This is a genomic window from [Borrelia] turdi (assembly GCF_030439285.2).
In the GTDB taxonomy this organism is placed as follows: domain Bacteria; phylum Spirochaetota; class Spirochaetia; order Borreliales; family Borreliaceae; genus Borreliella; species Borreliella turdi.
On the sequence record NZ_CP124018.1, the window covers coordinates 153,062 to 170,158 of the forward strand.

Annotated in this window: 14 protein-coding genes; 8 read left to right on the forward strand and 6 right to left on the reverse strand. The window is 26.9% G+C overall.

Annotated features, from left to right (window positions below; translation table 11 throughout):
- Positions 1–4: 4 nt before the first annotated feature.
- Entirely contained in the window at positions 5–2,704 is a 2,700-nt protein-coding gene (gene secA, locus QIA31_RS01270) for a preprotein translocase subunit SecA (protein WP_301393906.1), read from the reverse strand.
- A 68-nt stretch (positions 2,705–2,772) separates the two neighbouring features.
- Here secA and QIA31_RS01275 point away from each other — a divergent pair, with 68 nt between their 5' ends.
- The 6 genes from QIA31_RS01275 (at position 2,773) to alr (ending at position 7,588) form a co-directional block, all read left to right on the forward strand.
- The gene (locus QIA31_RS01275; protein ID WP_301393908.1) at positions 2,773–3,906 is read left to right on the forward strand and encodes an LIC_12708 family protein; all 1,134 of its coding nucleotides are present in this window, start codon (positions 2,773–2,775) and stop codon (positions 3,904–3,906) included.
- 31 nt (positions 3,907–3,937) lie between these two features.
- Positions 3,938–4,366, forward strand: a complete 429-nt coding sequence (locus tag QIA31_RS01280; protein WP_301385465.1) for a hypothetical protein — start codon at positions 3,938–3,940, stop codon at positions 4,364–4,366.
- Between the two features lie 3 nt (positions 4,367–4,369).
- Entirely contained in the window at positions 4,370–4,786 is a 417-nt protein-coding gene (locus QIA31_RS01285) for a hypothetical protein (RefSeq protein ID WP_172964708.1), read from the forward strand.
- Positions 4,787–4,914: 128 nt separating this feature from the next.
- Positions 4,915–5,721 carry a S2/P23 family protein gene (locus QIA31_RS01290; RefSeq protein WP_301394454.1) on the forward strand — a complete coding sequence of 269 codons (807 nt, stop codon included), beginning with the start codon at positions 4,915–4,917 and terminating at the stop codon, positions 5,719–5,721.
- 26 nt (positions 5,722–5,747) lie between these two features.
- Entirely contained in the window at positions 5,748–6,422 is a 675-nt protein-coding gene (locus QIA31_RS01295) for a BB0158 famile outer surface lipoprotein (protein WP_301393911.1), read from the forward strand.
- 47 nt (positions 6,423–6,469) lie between these two features.
- Positions 6,470–7,588 carry an alanine racemase gene (gene alr, locus QIA31_RS01300; protein WP_301394455.1) on the forward strand — a complete coding sequence of 373 codons (1,119 nt, stop codon included), beginning with the start codon at positions 6,470–6,472 and terminating at the stop codon, positions 7,586–7,588.
- On the opposite strand, the gene QIA31_RS01305 is transcribed toward alr, so the two are convergent.
- Positions 7,580–9,181, reverse strand: coding sequence for a hypothetical protein (locus QIA31_RS01305; RefSeq protein WP_301385467.1), 1,602 nt, complete (start codon positions 9,179–9,181; stop codon positions 7,580–7,582). The genes alr and QIA31_RS01305 overlap by 9 nt on opposite strands.
- Before the next feature lie 74 nt (positions 9,182–9,255).
- On the opposite strand from QIA31_RS01305, the gene QIA31_RS01310 reads away from it, so the two are divergent.
- A complete protein-coding gene (locus QIA31_RS01310; protein ID WP_004791995.1) occupies positions 9,256–9,423 on the forward strand; it encodes a hypothetical protein in 168 nt (55 codons plus the stop codon).
- 25 nt (positions 9,424–9,448) lie between these two features.
- On the opposite strand, the gene QIA31_RS01315 is transcribed toward QIA31_RS01310, so the two are convergent.
- The 4 genes from QIA31_RS01315 to malQ form a co-directional block, all read right to left on the reverse strand.
- Positions 9,449–11,200, reverse strand: a complete 1,752-nt coding sequence (locus QIA31_RS01315) for a hypothetical protein (protein WP_301393915.1) — start codon at positions 11,198–11,200, stop codon at positions 9,449–9,451.
- An 80-nt stretch (positions 11,201–11,280) separates the two neighbouring features.
- Positions 11,281–12,267: a calcium/sodium antiporter gene (locus QIA31_RS01320; protein WP_301385470.1), complete on the reverse strand. Its 987-nt coding sequence runs from the start codon at positions 12,265–12,267 to the stop codon at positions 11,281–11,283.
- Between the two features lie 27 nt (positions 12,268–12,294).
- The gene (locus tag QIA31_RS01325; RefSeq protein ID WP_301393919.1) at positions 12,295–14,139 is read right to left on the reverse strand and encodes a putative glycoside hydrolase; all 1,845 of its coding nucleotides are present in this window, start codon (positions 14,137–14,139) and stop codon (positions 12,295–12,297) included.
- Between the two features lie 125 nt (positions 14,140–14,264).
- Entirely contained in the window at positions 14,265–15,785 is a 1,521-nt protein-coding gene (gene malQ, locus QIA31_RS01330; protein ID WP_301393921.1) for a 4-alpha-glucanotransferase, read from the reverse strand.
- 140 nt (positions 15,786–15,925) lie between these two features.
- Between malQ and QIA31_RS01335 the strand changes: the two genes are divergently transcribed.
- Positions 15,926–17,095, forward strand: a complete 1,170-nt coding sequence (locus tag QIA31_RS01335; protein WP_301393923.1) for an OmpA family protein — start codon at positions 15,926–15,928, stop codon at positions 17,093–17,095.
- Positions 17,096–17,097 lie beyond the last annotated feature (2 nt).

Sequence of the window (17,097 nt, forward strand, 5' to 3'; positions counted from 1 at the left end):
TATTCTAACTTTTGCCATGACAATTTTTATATTTCTTCCCACTTCCACAATAACAAGGCTCATTTCTGCCTATTTTAGGAGAACTTCTAACCACTTGAACATTAGAAATGCTTTTATTCTCATTAATAAAAATTCCTGAAAGTTCTTTATGAATTGAATTAACATTTTTAGACTTCTTTAATGACCTAAAATCAGAAGAATTACTATCTAATTTTAACTGAAGAACCCGCCTTATAGTAGAAACTTTAATATCTTTAATAAGTTCGCTAAATATTAAAAACCCCTCTTCTTTGTACTCCGTAATTGGATTCTTATTAGCATAAGACCTTAGATAAACAGCTTCTCTTAAAGAGTCTAAATTTGCAAGATGCTCTTGAAATTTAAAATCAATATTTTTTAAATATTCATACCTTAAAAATCCATTAAAAAGATCCTTACCTATCGAATTTTCCTTCTCATCTAAATTTGTCTTTGCTATTTGCATTAACTTAGCCTTTAAATCAAGAGAATTAATGTTTTCAATAGAACCAAGACTCTCAAGCATATAGGCAAAAATTAAATTTACTTCATTTAAAAAAACATTTGAAACTGTGTTACTTTTTGTTCCCTCAATCAAAAAACTAAGATATTCTTCTAAAGCAATAAGAATACGATCCTTAATAGCTGCATCTTCAAGAATAGAATTTCTCTGAGCATAAATAAAATCTCTCTGCTTTGTAATAACATCATCATACTCTAACAAATGCTTTCTAATCTCAAAATTCCTGTCTTCTACTCTTTTTTGGGCATTAATCAAAGATTTGGTTAAAAGAGAATGTGTAATAGGCTCTCCTGTTGCCATTCCAAGCTTACCCATTAATGATCTTAGGTTGTCTCCGGCAAAAAGGCGCATTAAATCGTCCTCAAGCGACACATAAAATCTTGAACGCCCAGGATCACCTTGTCTTCCGCTACGCCCACGAAGCTGATTATCTATTCGCCTTGATTCGTGACGTTCGCTACCAATAACATAAAGCCCACCAAGACTTTTAACTTCATTATAGTCTTTTAAGTAATTTTCTCTTTCATTTTTAACAGCCTCTTGAAATTCTTCAAGGCTTACATTAGTTCCAATTTTTTTTCTAACCCTGTGTTCAATATTGCCCCCAAGTTTAATATCTGTACCACGACCAGCCATATTTGTTGCTATTGTAACTGCATGCTTTGCTCCAGCTTCAGCAATAATAAATGCTTCTCTAGAATGATTTTTTGCATTAAGAACTTCATGCTTAATCCCTCTATTTTTAAACATAGCTGATAAAATCTCAGATTTTTCAATAGAAACAGTCCCAACTAAAACTGGCTGCCCTTTCTTGTAAGTCTTATAAACCTCATCTGTAATCGCATTAAACTTAAATTCTTCGGTATAATAAATAGTATCATCCTCATCTATTCTCGCCAACAATCTATTTGTTGGAACCACAACTACATCAAGATTATATATTTTATGAAATTCCTTAGCCTCTGTATCAGCTGTACCTGTCATACCAGAAATTTTATCAAACATTCTAAATAAATTTTGAAAAGTAATGGTTGCCATGGTCTTATTTTCATTAGCAACTCTAACTCCTTCTTTAGCCTCAATAGCTTGATGAAGTCCATCAGAATATCTTCGTCCTATTAAAACTCGACCAGTAAATTCATCTACAATTTCAACTCCAGAATCGCCAACAATATATTCTCTATTTTTTAAAAAAAGCAAATGCGCTTTCAAGGCTTGAGTCATATAATGAACATAATTAAAATTTGAATCGGTATACATAGATCCATTAATAATGCCTTTAGAAACTAAAAGCTGTTCAAGATTATTAAGCCCTTTGGCAGTAAAAGAAATTCTTTTGGCTTTTTCATCAACAGTATAATCACCATCAAGATCATCTATTTCTAAAGGATAATCACCTGTTTTAGAATCCTTGGAACATTCTTTTAAAAAAGAGACAAGAGAATTAACTTCAAGATAAGCATTTGTATTGCCCTCAGTAGGCCCTGAAATAATCAAGGGGGTTCTTGCCTCATCAATCAAAATAGAATCGATCTCATCAATAATACAATAATTGAATTTTCTTAAAGATTTTTCATTCAAGTCATAACGCATATTATCTCTTAAGTAGTCAAATCCAAGTTCATTATTTGTAACATAAGTAATATCTTTGGCATATTGAGCTTTTCTTAACTCATAATCCATATTAGATAAAACAACCCCTACACTAACACCTAAAAGATCAAAAACTGGCTTCATCCAATTAGAATCACGCTCCGCAAGATAGTCATTAACAGTAACAATAATAACCCCATCCTCTGTCAAACTATTCAAATAAGCTGCTTGAACTGACGAGAGGGTTTTTCCTTCTCCTGTTTTCATCTCTATTATTTTACCTTTATGTAGAGCAAGACCCGCAATGATTTGCACATCATAAGGCCTTTCTTTAAGACGCCTTCTAGCAGCTTCTCTAGATAAAGTAAAAGCTCGCTCTAAAACACCTTCTAAAGAATTGCCCGATTTTAATTCATCTTTAAACTTTTGTGTCTCTTTTGAAAAATCTTCATCTGCTAACGATAATGCCCAACGCTCAAGCTTATTAATATTTCTTAAAGTTGGAAGATAATCTTTTAAATCTCTTTTACTTTTTGAGCCAATAGTTGCCTCAAGTACCGCTTTTAACATGCTAGGTATTAATTCTCCTAAATAATTGACTTAAAGTCATTTTTCATTTTAAATGATAATATAAAAATATGAAAAAACACTATAAAGCTTCTATATTAAGCTTGCTTTTTGCAATTATATCATGTAATACTAAAACTTTAAATGAACTAGGAGAAGAACAATTTAAAATACCATTTGGAACACTTCCTGGTGCAATAATGCCCTTAGATAACAAATTTACAAATTCAAAATTTGATATCAAAACGTATAATGGACTGGTGTACATTGCAGAAATAAAAACAAATAAATTAATGATTTTTAACTCATATGGAAAACTAATACAAACTTATCAAAATGGAATATTTAAAACAAATCCCGATTTAAAAATAAAAAAAATAGATTTTGAAGGGATTCAAGCAATATATCCACTAAAAAATTACATTATTGTTGCAGATAAACTAAATAATAAAAAATCAACATTCAATCAAAAAGAAAATATTGCATACTTTATGAGAATACTAATATTAAATAAAAACTCGACTGTAGAAATTTTAGGGCAAGAAGGTTTAAACGGCACACCATTTCCACAAATTTACGATGTTAACGTTGATGAGAATGGCAACATTGCAATAATATCAATATATAGCGAAGGCTATATAATATATTCTTATAATAAAGAATTTTCTCCACTTTATAAAATTTACGTCAATAAAAACCTATTAAAAATAGTAGACAACCAAAAGAAAAAATACAACATTTCAATAGACAAGGTTTTTTTTAAAGTTAACAAAAAAATTCTTTATATAAAAACCACTTACTATGAAAACATTGGAGACAATGAAAATATAAACGACCTTGGAATTAAAATTAAAGATCAATATATCTATAAAATGAGTTTAAAAAAAAACAAAGAATTTGAAGTAATAAGTAAAATTGCTCTTCCTAAAAACTTATTAGATGATAAACAAGAAAGCTTTATCAACATTATAAAAATACAAAAAGATAAAATAATAGCATCTACGAACATGAAAAATTTATCTAACAATTTAATATGGAAATTAGACAACAAAGGCTCAATTAAAGAACAAATAGCCTTAATTGAGCCCCCCAATTTAACATTCCTCTCTGAGAGCCTATCTAAAGACGGAATACTTAGCATACTTTACGGCGGAAAAACTGGTGTTAGTGTTTACTGGTGGAATTTAAATACATTATTAAAATAATAATTATAAAAAGGTTAAATTTGTAAAAATAATGAAAAAGATTAACTACAATCAACAACTAGAAATTGAATACCAAAAAAAATTGAAAAAACATATCATTATTGGAACAATCTTTGTTATAATTCTTTTATTTTTTAAAATTTTACTAATTCCAAAGATTCAAAATCACAAAAACAATAAAAACAATATCAAAATGATAATAAGCTATAAACAAGAAAAAAACAAATTATTGCTAAAAATAAACATAAAAACAAAAAAAATCTCTAACCTAGGAAAAGCTAAGCTAGATATTTATCTGGATAATAGATTGATAGAAAGTAATCTGCTTTATATAAGCAGCAAAAACTTTACATCATATGCCAATATAATCTATCAAAATGAAAGCTTATTAAGTATAATACTAAAGAGCAGTGATAATAATAATATTTTTTATAACAAAAGAATAAAACCTAGAGGATAAAATATGATGCAAATATACTTTATGTCTGTTTTGTTTAACATCTTAGGGGGAATCATACTTGCATTCCCAATGTTAATAGAAAAAATAAAATTTTTTAAAATTTTTGAAGATTTTGTAAATTTAATAAACGATAACAAAAAGGTAAAAAGCATTTTTGGATTATTATTTTTAATAACTAGTGCTTTTGAAATAATTAAGCCTTACAAATTACCAATAATTGGAAATTTGATTCCAGCTATAAGTTTGTTTTTAATTGGATTTATCTTGTTTTTAAAACAAAAGCTACCTACAGAGATTCAAAATAATAACAAATATGGAAAATTCCAATCAATACTTGAGAATAATCAGCAGTTAATTGGAATTATATCAATCATTATAGGAATAATTCATTTCTTAGCAGCAGAAATACCTTTATTGTAAGAATTAAAAATAAAACTGCTAAAACATAACTTGACTTTGACATAAGTATTCTATACTATTAGGGTTTAGCGTTGCATGATTTTAATTACCACTCAATAAAAACCATAAATGGTACAAAGGAAGAAGATATAATGTTTAGAGCATTTAAACATTTAAAATTAATGACGATACCTATGTTAATGTTAGCTTGCGCTTTTTTTACAAAACCGCAATCTGTACAACAAGACGGAGATATTGGAAAACCAATAAGCGATGAAAATTTACCTTTTTTAAAAAAAGCACAATCTGCACAACAAGACAGCAATACCGAAGAAATAGACGACGAAAATTTGCCTTTAAACGATGGAAAATTACATTTAATATCAGGAAAAATTTTGAATAAAAAATTGCCAATCATAAATAGCAATCACAACGTAAATTGGATAAAAACAAAAACAATGGCAATCCTAGATGAATATGGAAAAGCAATACCAGAATTTAAAAACAAATTTGGGTACTCTTATATACTATCCCCTATAAAAATAGACGATAAATATAGTAGCCTAGCATCCCTATTGATACTTTTTGAAACAACTAACAATGGAGATAAAGAATATGAAATTGAAGATATTAAATTTATAACAGCTGGTTCTAACTTAAAGCTTAAAAATCCTTTTTTAGTTGTTGAAAATTCACAAGAAAAAGGATATATTACTGCATACCCATTTGGAATATTAATGAGTAAGGAACTTAAAGATGCTTTTAAGACAACATATCAAAATGGTCATTGGAATTATATGCTTGCAAATTTAACCGTCAAAAACAAACTTGCTCAAGAATCTAAAATTTATAAAATTTCTCTTAATTCAAAATTAGTTATTGAATTTTTAAAAGAAATACTAAAAGAAAATTCTATTTTAAAAGACAAAAACGGAGATCTATTTGAAGATTTATAATAAATATAAATAAAAGGAAATATTTTATGAGCCTTAAAAAATTTATTTTAACTGTAATAATTCTTTCTTTAGCTGAAAATATTTTCTCTAAAAACGAAATTAATATCTTCGAAGATAACAATTATATTGTAAAAGAAAATATAAAAACAAAAATTAAAAAACTAAAGCAAAGCTTTTTACTTGCATCTGTTGATATTGCCGTTACCCAGCCTTACATAAAATTAGTAGATTTGCATGGAGAACCAATAAAAGAACTTGCTGAAATCAGCTATTCATTTATAAATGTATTTTCAAAAATTGGATCTTCTGCTATTATTTCGTTTGACCTATCAAACGAAGCTTCTGAGAAATACAAAATCACAAAATTAGAATTTTTAAGTCCAGATAAAGGAAATTTTATTAATAATCTAAGCAGCCTCACTAGTGGAAAGCAGCAATCAAAAAAAGAGCTTTCAAAAGACGCTTATTCATTTGGCACATTAAAAACCGAATCTCTTTCAAAAACGATTGCGGAATATTACAAGAATAACAAATGGCATTATATTTTAGCAGCAATAACAGTAGAAAATAATATAAATAAAGAAACTAAAAGATATGAAATTAGAATTAACCCTAAAATATATAATGATTTCCAAAAAAATTTGAGATTACATTTTAAAGGCAACAAATTAAAAAAATTCCCAATACCCATTATAGAATAAATCACAAATTAATAAAAAAAAGATTCTTACTTCTCTAAAAGAGCTAAATATATGATAATAAAACAATGGGCAGTAATAAAACAATAATAATAAATTTAAATAATTTAGAGCATAACTTAAATTTAATTAAAAAAAAAATTGGTGAAAAAGAAATAGTAGCCACCTTAAAAGGCGACGCATATGGTCACGGACTTATAAATATTTTTAAATTTTTTAAAGCAAAAAAAATAAATTACTTTGGACTTTCTAATATTGAAGATGCTAAAACACTTAAAAAGATTGATAAAAATATAAAAATATTGATGTACATTAAAGTAGATAAAAAAGAAATTAAAAATTTGATTAAACTCGATTTATTACCATTTGTTGCTGATTTTGAATATCTATTTTTAATAGAAAAAGAATGTGCATTACAAAAAAAAAAAATAAAAGTCCACTTAAAAATTGATATTGGAATGAATAGATATGGAATAAAAATAGATAATGCCCTTGAAATAGCCACATATATTCAAAGTTCAAAATTTCTAGAACTAGAAGGGGTCTGCTCACATCTTCCAACAATAGAAAACTTTAAAACCACACAAAAACAAATAGAACAATTCTTATCTTTTTTAGAAACACTTAAACAAAAAAATATAAATCCAAAATTTGTCCATATTTCTAATTCGGGACACATTATGAACTACAAACTAAGCCCACAATTTAATATGGTAAGACCGGGCCTTATTCTTTACGGTTACTATTCCCCCCTAAAAAACAAAAAAACTACCCTAAATTTTAAACCTGTATTAAATTTATTCTCAAAAGTAATATTTATCAAAAATGTAAAAAAGGGTGAAAAAATTTCATATTCAGGCACATTTCAAGCCAAAGAAGATATGAAAATAGGAATTATTCCAATTGGATATTTTGATGGAATACCTCAAAATATAAATAACAATTTTTATTTTTTAATAAAAAATAAAAAATGTAAAATAAGGGGAAGGGTTTGTATGAATATAACAATAATAGAAATTCCTAAAGACTTAAAGATTAAAACGGGTTCAAAAGTAGAAATTGTATCAGAAAAATTAAGTATAGATAAAATGAGTGAATTTTCTAAAAGAAGTCATTATGAATTACTATGTAATATAGGAAAATATGAAAAGAGAAAATACTTAGATTAAATTACCCAAAGAATCAAATTTTTGAAAATCTATTAAATTACCTCTAGCATCGTAAATCCACTTATAAATTGAAAATCCTCCAACATCATCTCTTAATCTTAAATCTGGACCATGATTGGACTGTTTTGATATTTTCCCAAATTTATTGTATTCATATTTATAAACACTAACTCCATGAATATCGTCCTGCAATTGTCCTAAGCTGCCAAAATTTTTTTGAGAAATAAGCCTATTTTGTTTATCATATTCATATAAATATTCAAAAACAAAATTACAATCAGCAACCAAAACTCCATCCTTGGAATAATTTTTCTTTGAAATCATATTGCCATTAGAATCATAACTAAATTTATACTTTGAAACTCCTTCAAAATCGTCTATTGGATTAACAAAATCTCCACCAAAATGTTCTTGAGCAATTAAAAATCCCTCTTTGTCGTAAGAATATCTGTAAATCATCACACCTTTAGCATCAGCTATCAAATTAAAATTTTTATCAAAAAAAATATTTTCTATTAAATAAAACTTGTCATCATATTTATAACTATAAATAGCAATCCCTTTAAAATCATCCACTATTTCATACTTTTCCTCATAAACAGTCGGAATATCTCTATTATAGTTTTTATTGATTTTATTACTATAGTTTATTATTCTTTTTTCATTATTTTGAATATAAAAAATGGTCTTTTTCATAGCATAACCATTTTGACCGATTGTTAAATTATTATTATTGTCATAGCTATATTCTTTGTAATGACAATCTTTCTCTTTAAAATAATATTCATAACGATAAATTGCTACATTATTTTCATCAGGAGTCAAATTATTATTAATATCATAATTTAAAATCTCAATAACTTTTCCATCAACATCATAATGATATATTTTAGTAGCTACAGAAAATGGATTTGAAACAATATGAGCTGATTTATCAAGATATTCCTCTTTAATAAGATTATTATTAGCATCATAGGTTAATCTAAATCCACAAGTACCATTTTTTGATCTTACAATATAACCATTCTCATCGTAATACAAAACCGTTTTAACAAATTTAGAATGATCATAGCTAATCTTTGTAAAATATACATTATTTACATCTTTAATTTGAATCCCTGATTCATTAAATCTGTAAACACTAAAATCTCTCTCATTATCGTATAAAAAATGATAATAAGAAACATTATATTTATCTCTAACCATTTCATTAGATCTATTGTAATTAAAAATATTTTTAATCCTACCATCATTCATATACTCTATATATTCAATGTAAACGCCATTATTATTTTTAAATGCAAGTCCCCTATTTAGAAATATGCGCCTTTCACTATGCTTGGTTCTTTCTATTTTAATTTGACTTGCACTAAAAAAAGAAGGTATTAAAATACTAAGCTTACCAATATAATCAACCAAAATAAGATTATTATTGCGATCATAAGTAAATTTATATCCATACTCTTCCTCAGACTCTTCTTTTGTAATCTCATATTTACCTACTATGTTGTAATTAACAGAATAATCTGCAAACCTATAGTAAACTTCTTTTGAAAAAAGAGAAGCGCTCATAAAAAATATTATAAATAGCATGAATAAATTCCTTGATAAATCAACCTTATTTTGATAGATTTTATTATACAATAAATCTGTCAAAAGGAGCTAAAATGGCAAAAATTTCTAAAAACGCTCAAAGAGTAGGTTCAAAAGAACTAATAAGCCGCTGGGGAGGAAAAATTGTAATGAAATCAAAATTTGAAAATGGAAAAATAAGGCATTATGCAGAATGTCAAACTTCAAAAAATACAGCAAGAAAGCCGAGGGATTTATTTTAACAAATAAATCCACTCACTTATAATGCTATTTTTTTTGTATCCTATCACTAAATTTGACCCATGCTTCATCTTGCTCTTGTTTTGTGTAGTTCTTATTTACCGATTGCTTAGATGTTGTCCCCTTTTTAGGAAAAGATTTTCTAACTTGGGCTTTTATTTCCTCTCTTTGTTTTCTAATTTTTTCCAATTGTCTTTTAACTCTTTCGTTTGAATCAAAAAGACCGCCCCCACTTTTATTCAAGCCAGCTCTAAAATCCAATCTAGACAAAGCCTCTTTATAGCTTTGATGCTTGCCTGTCAAAAATAAAAGAATTCTTTTAAACAAGCTTAAATCTTTATAAGCAGCATTCAAAAGCGAATACAAATCAAGTTTATATATTTTATATAAAGGCAATAGTTCATTACTATTCTTAAAATATTTTGCCGCTTCAACTTTAATCAAATCTTTAAGATGAACTTGAACACTTTGTGTTTTATAAATTCTTCTATAATGAGAAACAATAAGGTCAAGAAATTTAACTTTATTTTTTAAACAATACTCATTCATAATATACCTAGAGGACACCAATCTATTGATAACTTCTTCTAAACCTTCTTCTGTAAAAATAGAAGAAGGATCATCCCCAAAACTAAGAATTTTAAATATACTAGTCCTCAACTCACTATTGAGAAATTGCAAAACCTTTTCGTATTCTTCTAAAAAAAGCTCATATGCAAAAGGTTTGTACAAATAAAAATTTTCTTTTACTTGAAATATTTTTGGCAAAATATCCTGAATTTTAGATTCAAAAAAGTACATATTAGCAACTAATAAAAAATTTTCAGGATCGTTTAGACCCTCTGAATAAACTTTTAGAATACTAGAAAACTCTTCTGTATCAATTGCACCTTTTTTAAACTCCAAAGTTTTTTCAATTGCTTTTAAAGATTCATCAATTTTAATAGCTTCTATAGCCTTAAGCTCTTCTAAATCTTTTTCATTTTTAATAAAAAGATTAAGGAAATCTAAAAAAACAAAATAATTTTTTGAAAAAGTGATTCCTTTCTTGCCAAAAACTTCATCCTTAATTTCAAGGATGCCGGAGAGAATCTTGAAAACAGTTCCAATCATATTCTTACCCTCTTCTAAGGCTCTCTCATAATCACCAAGCTTTAATCCTTTTACTCTAACGAAAACATCTTTTACAATATTATTAGAAGCAATATTAAAAAATATTTTTTTAACAAACTCAATAAAGTATAAAGCCCTGCTCGATGGAATTATCAATGATTTCCAAACCAATATTTCTTTGAGTTGTGATTTTGTTTCAAAAAATTTGTAGTTAATATTTGAATCTGTAATAGCTATAAATTCATTCTGAAAAACCAACAAGCTAGATTCTATATTTTTAACAGTAAGCAAAGAACTAAAAAGATCTATTCCTATATAAGTTTTTAAAAATAAATCGTCAATAGAATAATAATAAAAATCATAACTGGCCTCATCAGTTAAAATTATGCTATCTGGTAAAAATTCTCCATCCGTTGCTATTTTATTAGTGACTATTCCTCTTTTAACTTCATAAAGTTTGCGAAATAAAAAATCAAGCTCCCCTTTTAAACCCCGTATTCTTACAGAATGCTCTTCTATAAAAGAAGCATAATCTATAGCATCCTTTTTATAAGATAAAATGGTTTTCAAAATTAATTTTTGGGCATCAGAAGATATTCCTAGCTGAGAAATCAAAATATCTACTTCTTTGCTACTCATATAAAAAATTTCTGGTAATTTTTTCATATTGTCCCTTATATTACATTAAAATAATAAAACATATTACATTAAAAATATATTAACAATCTAAAATTAAAATTACATAATCAATAAAAGTTAAATAACATTAAATTATACAAAATATATAAAAGCAAAAAAATTAAAGAGATGCCCCTGCTAAAAACCCCTTTAAATTTAACCACTAAAAATAAAACTAAGGTTATAAACACCATTATACTAAAATCTAAAATATAAATATCTTGCAACAAAATGGGTCTTAAAAAACTACTACTAGCTAAAATAAAGCCAATATTAAAAATATTGCTACCAATAATATTCCCAAATGCAATGTCTGATTCTTTTCTGATTATTGCAAAAAGAGATACAACAAGCTCAGGAACACTTGTCCCAAAAGCCACAACTATAATTCCAATCAACTTTTCACTAACATTAAAAACATTATTGGCAATATAAAGAGCCCCATCTACCAATAATTTCGATCCCAAATAAAGAAAATACATGCTAATAAAAAAGCTTAACACATTAAAAAATATGAAATTTAAACTCTGATTTAAATTACTTACACCTTCTTGAGAAGAATTTTCTAATCTAAAATGCGCTTTTTCTTCTTTGTAAAAGAATAGCAGATAGGATAAAAACAAAATTAAGATGCTCAATGAGCTAAAACGATTATAAGGTGCTGTAAAAAAAGAGTAAGATCTAAAATCAAATGAAAGCAGTAAAAGAAGAAACATTAATAAAAACAGAAACATAAAAGAAAGCTTAAGTCTTTTAAAATCCGCCTTAATTCTTAAAAAGAATCCCGCTAAAGGTAGCGCAAGCAACATATTAATAATATTGCTACCAATAACATTAGAAACAACAATTTCATTTTTACCCTTAAAAGCTGCCAATAGACTTGTAAAAAGCTCTGGGGCGCTTGTTGAAAAAGATACTATTGTAACTCCTATTAAAAGTGTTGGAACTTTCAAATAAGTAGCAATGCTAACTGAACTTTTTAAAAGTAAATTACCGCCAAGATATAATAAAAAAATACCAAATCCTACATAAAAAAATTGAATTAAATGTTCCAAATAAATCTCCTTTGTAAGAAATAAAAATTAAAAAGAATCTAAATACTCTTTTAAGCTGCTTTTAACCATATAATACACATTAGATGCATTCCAAAGGCTAAAACCACTACCAAATGACTCTTTGACTCCTTTAAGCTGAAACTTTAAATATTTTAAATAAATCTCGTCATCCACAACCCTTTCTTTCCCTAACAAAAAAGCTTGAACATAAGGCCTAATGACAACCCTATCCAAAGAGAACATAAATGCTCTATCGCTTCCCTCTTTATAAATCTTATAAGCTCTTTTTGTATAATAAGAATTGCTTGACAAAAAATCATCAGTATAATGTGAGGGATAAAACATAGGAGATATAACATCAACATAATCTGATAACATTGCAATATTTTGACCAATACTATTAGTAGGAAACCAGCCGTTGTATCCATAAATATCAACAGAAATAGGAATATAAAGCTGCGCTCTTGCCATAATCAAAAAAGATTCAAGAGCATCAACAGGCCTCATCTCATACTTATTCATTCTTGAACCTGCAAGAGATACAGGGCCATCTGATGGGAATCTAATATAATCAAACTGTATCTCATCAACTCCAAAAGATTGTATTTCTTTTGCAATAGAAATATTATACTCCCAAGTAGCAGGAGAAAAAATATCTACCCAATGCTCTACTTGCGAATATTTAACAAGACCTCCAGAATCAACTTTTTTAATAAAATGAGCCCAGGGCTTATTAACCCTTTTGTTCCAAAGAGCATGTTTAAAATTATTATAATGATACAATTTTGCATCTTTAAATACAACACATCTAGCAATAACATAAATTCCAAGTTCTCTAGCTTTTTTAAGAATATAAGAAACATCAATCAAGTTTTTAATAGATCTCAACTTATTGGGCAAAGAAAGCTTACTAGAATAAGTTAAATTGCCATTATCATCTTTAAAATCAATTACAACAGCATTCATGCCTAAATCTTTAATAAATTTAAATCTTTCATCAACTGCCTTGTTATTACGCAATGTATATGCTGTTAAATAAATAGACCCTTTATTTTTAGCAAGCTGCATCCTTTGTGATTTTTCAACAAAATCCTGATCTTGCAAAGATAATTTTCCAATAAATACCCATTTCCCATTAATATAAGAATAAAAATGATTGTCATATGTTTTAACTAAAATTTTTTCTACATTCTTGTTAGATAAATCTAAAATACGTATTATTTGCTTTTTAAAAGGAAAAGAAATTTTTTTAATAAATCCACTCTCTTGACTAATTAAAAAAATATCTCCATAAACCCCAGAAGAAAAATATAAATTATTTATATCTTCTTTTGAAAATTCAATAGCACTAATAATGTCGTAATACCCAGTACCTAGATAAATCTGTGGCATTAAACGATTTAAATTTTTAAAACTAACAGCTCCATTAACACTCAGATAAATGCCGTGAATCGCAGTTCCAATAGCAATACGCTTATACTCTCCTTGAGAAAAGGCGCTTGATGTAATATACGCACTACTGTTAAATTTATTAATTCCAACTAATTTTCTAAAATTTTTTGAATAATCATAAGAAACGTAAAGATTATCACTTGTGGTCAAAAATGAACTTGAAGAATAAACATCTTCATAAATAGAGGTAATTCGACTGGGAACAAGCTTATCAAAAGGGTAAATCCACCTGGAATCTATCCCGCTAACTTGAACTTTGGTTATTTTTCCATTAACACTTTTACTCAAAAATCCTTTATGAACAAAAAATAAATTATATTTTTTAAAAAAATCTTCATCAGTTAATGAATATATACTAAAAACTTTAAAAACAAAAAAGAAGAAAATAAATGCCCAATAGATAAAAAGCTTCATATACATTAATAAATAATACTTGCAAATCAAAAAATATTAAATAACAATGATTTTTATTTGACACATTGAATCTCAATTAAATTCAAAAATATCAAAACATTATAGCAAATTTCCTCTTCTTCTTAAAAATCTTACGCCCTACCATAAAGCCTTGTAATAAAACCTATATTTTTACTCAAAGTATCATCTAAATCACTTTCTAATAATCTAAAAATCCAATTATCTAAAGTACTTTTTGGAATACTTGCCCTAAATTCATCTTCTAAATTAATATAATCTTGCATTGGAACTATTACATTATCAGAAACACTGCTCATAGCACTTCTTATCATATCCCAAACAACAAAATCTTCATTTGTATTTAAATAATCAAAAATATACTTTTTATGTAAATTGTCTAAAGAGTTAATAAATTCTCGTATTGTACCATTATCACCAACTCCTGTGTAAACTATACAATTTTTAATATGATTATGAGGAAGATTCTGATTACCTGAATCAAAATCAAAAGCAAGATTCATTATTCTCATTCCTGGAAAATTAAAAAAATCTTTTAACCTTGAAACATCTTCAAGATCGTTTTGAAAATCTTCAACCCAAATTTTTAAATCTTTAATTTCATTTAAAATAAAATTAAAAAAATCTCGTCCTGGTGACTTTACCCACAACCCATTAAAAGCATAAGCCTCATCCACACTAACTTCCCAAGTAGAAACAAAACCTCTGAAATGATCAATTTTAATTACATCTACATACTTTCTTAAAATCTCAATCCTTTTTGCCCACCATTCATACTTAAATTTTTTCAAAACATTCCAGCTATAAGCTGGGCTATCCCAAGCTTGCTCTTGTTCTAAAAAATAATCTGGAGAAATTCCTGCGACCTTATCTTTGCTTGCATCAAATCTCAACTTAAAATATTTTTGATGTGCCCAAACATCAGCAGAATCATAATCTATAAAAAGAGGCACGTTCATAACTAACTCAATTCCCTTGTCATTTGCATAACGCTTTAAAGCTTGAAACTGTGAAAAAAAGAAATACTGCAATACCTCTTGAACTTTAATCTCTTTTGAGAGGATATTTCTTAATTTAAATAAATCTTTTTCATTTCTTTTAAGAATTCCTCTATCAAAAAGAACGTTAAAAGCATCCTTTGATTCTTTAAAAAAATATTCTTTAAATGCAACAAAACTTGCAAAATCCAAAAGCCAATAAGAAGACTTTTTTTTAAACTTTTCAAAGCTTTTAACCTCATTAACCGAAGCTCTATTAATAAAATTTAAAGCAGCTTCTTTAAGGAATTTATCTTTAAAACTTATTTTTTTTAAATCAAAGTACCTGGTTTCATTTTCCTTTAATAGATTCAAATCTGAATCTATAAATTTGCCAATAGCTTCTAAATCAATATAATAAACATTGCCAGCAAAAGCCGAAAAAATTGGATAGGGAGGAGATCTTGTAAAATCAACAGGAGAATAAGAAAACATTTGCCAATAACTCTGTGAAGATGCAAACAAAAAATCTATAAATTTATAAGCACCTTTACCCAAATCTCCAATACCATATTTAGATGGCAAAGAACTTATGTTAAGCAAAACACCACTTTTTCTTTTTAAATTTAAATTAAATCTTGTTTTTCTATATTTCATACAAAACCCCTATTAATTAATAATTTAAAAAATTACCCACTGTGCTATAAATTATAATCAATATCAGATTATAACAAAATATCAAATAGTAATTTGAAGACAAATTTAAAAATTAAATACTTTTATGATAAAATTTATTAATGAATACCAAAGCAACCATGATATTGTTGCTATTATTTTTAGTTCAAAGTATAGCTTTGTCTTCTGAAATCTTTGAATTTAAATATATTAAAGGCGCAAAGTTTAGACTAGAAGGTATAGATAATCAAAAAATATATTTAAATGGACATTATAATTCAAATTATACAACCAATATTCAAATTTCAAGCGAAATAACAAACATAAAAGAAAAATTTGCAAACATTAAAGCTTTCTTTAGAATCTTAAAAAGAGAAAATATTAATGATCCTTACCTATTAAATGAAGAGTTTGAAGAAATTTTCAGCATAAATAAGCAAGGAGAATATATAATAGGAGCAAATCAAAAAAGACCCTCTGTTAGAGGCATACCAAGATTTCCAAAAACACCTATTAAAATAAATAAAAAATGGACATATCCTGCAGAAGAATACATAGAAGCTTCAAAAATAGACAAAAGTATAAAAGATTTTATTGTAAAATTTAATGTTAACTATGAATATAAAGGCAAAGAAGAGCAAAACGGAAAAAATTACCACATAATCCTTTCGGATTATGAATCACAATACAATATAAAAAACATATCTTTTTATCAAAAAGTAACCCAAAAAATTTATTTTGACAATGAAATTGGCAATACGTATAAATACAATGATGAATATACATTTGAAATAAAGCAAAACAATAACCAACATTTTAAAATGATTGGAAACTCTTTTGGCAGAGTAGTTTCAATTGAGCTTCCAGATGATAATTTCATTGAAACTGAAGTTGAAAATTACATACAAGAAAAAAAAATAAAAACTATTAGTGTTGAAAAAAATAATAAAGGCATTAATTTAAGCTTAGATATTGAATTTTATCCTGACTCATTCCAAATACTACAAAAAGAATACAAAAAACTTGACCTTATAGCTAAACTTCTTGAAAAATTTAAAAAAAATAACATACTAATAGAAGGACATACTGAGCAATTTGGATTGGAAGAAGAGATGCACGAACTCTCTGAAAAAAGAGCTCGTGCAATTGGAAATTATTTAATAAAAATGAAGGTAAAAAATAAAGACCAAATACTATTTAAAGGATGGGGATCTCAAAAACCAAAATATCCTAAATCATCCCCATTAAAGGCTAAAAATAGACGCGTAGAAATTACAATATTAAATAACTAACT

Excerpts from the sequence above, each read along its gene's own strand:
- secA (WP_301393906.1), bottom strand. The coding sequence starts at position 2,704 with ATGTTAAAAGCGGTACTTGAGGCAACTATTGGCTCAAAAAGTAAAAGA.
- QIA31_RS01275 (WP_301393908.1), top strand. The coding sequence starts at position 2,773 with ATGAAAAAACACTATAAAGCTTCTATATTAAGCTTGCTTTTTGCAATT.
- QIA31_RS01280 (WP_301385465.1), top strand. The coding sequence starts at position 3,938 with ATGAAAAAGATTAACTACAATCAACAACTAGAAATTGAATACCAAAAA.
- QIA31_RS01285 (WP_172964708.1), top strand. The coding sequence starts at position 4,370 with ATGATGCAAATATACTTTATGTCTGTTTTGTTTAACATCTTAGGGGGA.
- QIA31_RS01295 (WP_301393911.1), top strand. The coding sequence starts at position 5,748 with ATGAGCCTTAAAAAATTTATTTTAACTGTAATAATTCTTTCTTTAGCT.
- QIA31_RS01305 (WP_301385467.1), bottom strand. The coding sequence starts at position 9,181 with ATGCTATTTATAATATTTTTTATGAGCGCTTCTCTTTTTTCAAAAGAA.
- QIA31_RS01310 (WP_004791995.1), top strand. The coding sequence starts at position 9,256 with ATGGCAAAAATTTCTAAAAACGCTCAAAGAGTAGGTTCAAAAGAACTA.
- QIA31_RS01315 (WP_301393915.1), bottom strand. The coding sequence starts at position 11,200 with ATGAAAAAATTACCAGAAATTTTTTATATGAGTAGCAAAGAAGTAGAT.
- QIA31_RS01325 (WP_301393919.1), bottom strand. The coding sequence starts at position 14,139 with ATGTATATGAAGCTTTTTATCTATTGGGCATTTATTTTCTTCTTTTTT.
- malQ (WP_301393921.1), bottom strand. The coding sequence starts at position 15,785 with ATGAAATATAGAAAAACAAGATTTAATTTAAATTTAAAAAGAAAAAGT.
- QIA31_RS01335 (WP_301393923.1), top strand. The coding sequence starts at position 15,926 with ATGAATACCAAAGCAACCATGATATTGTTGCTATTATTTTTAGTTCAA.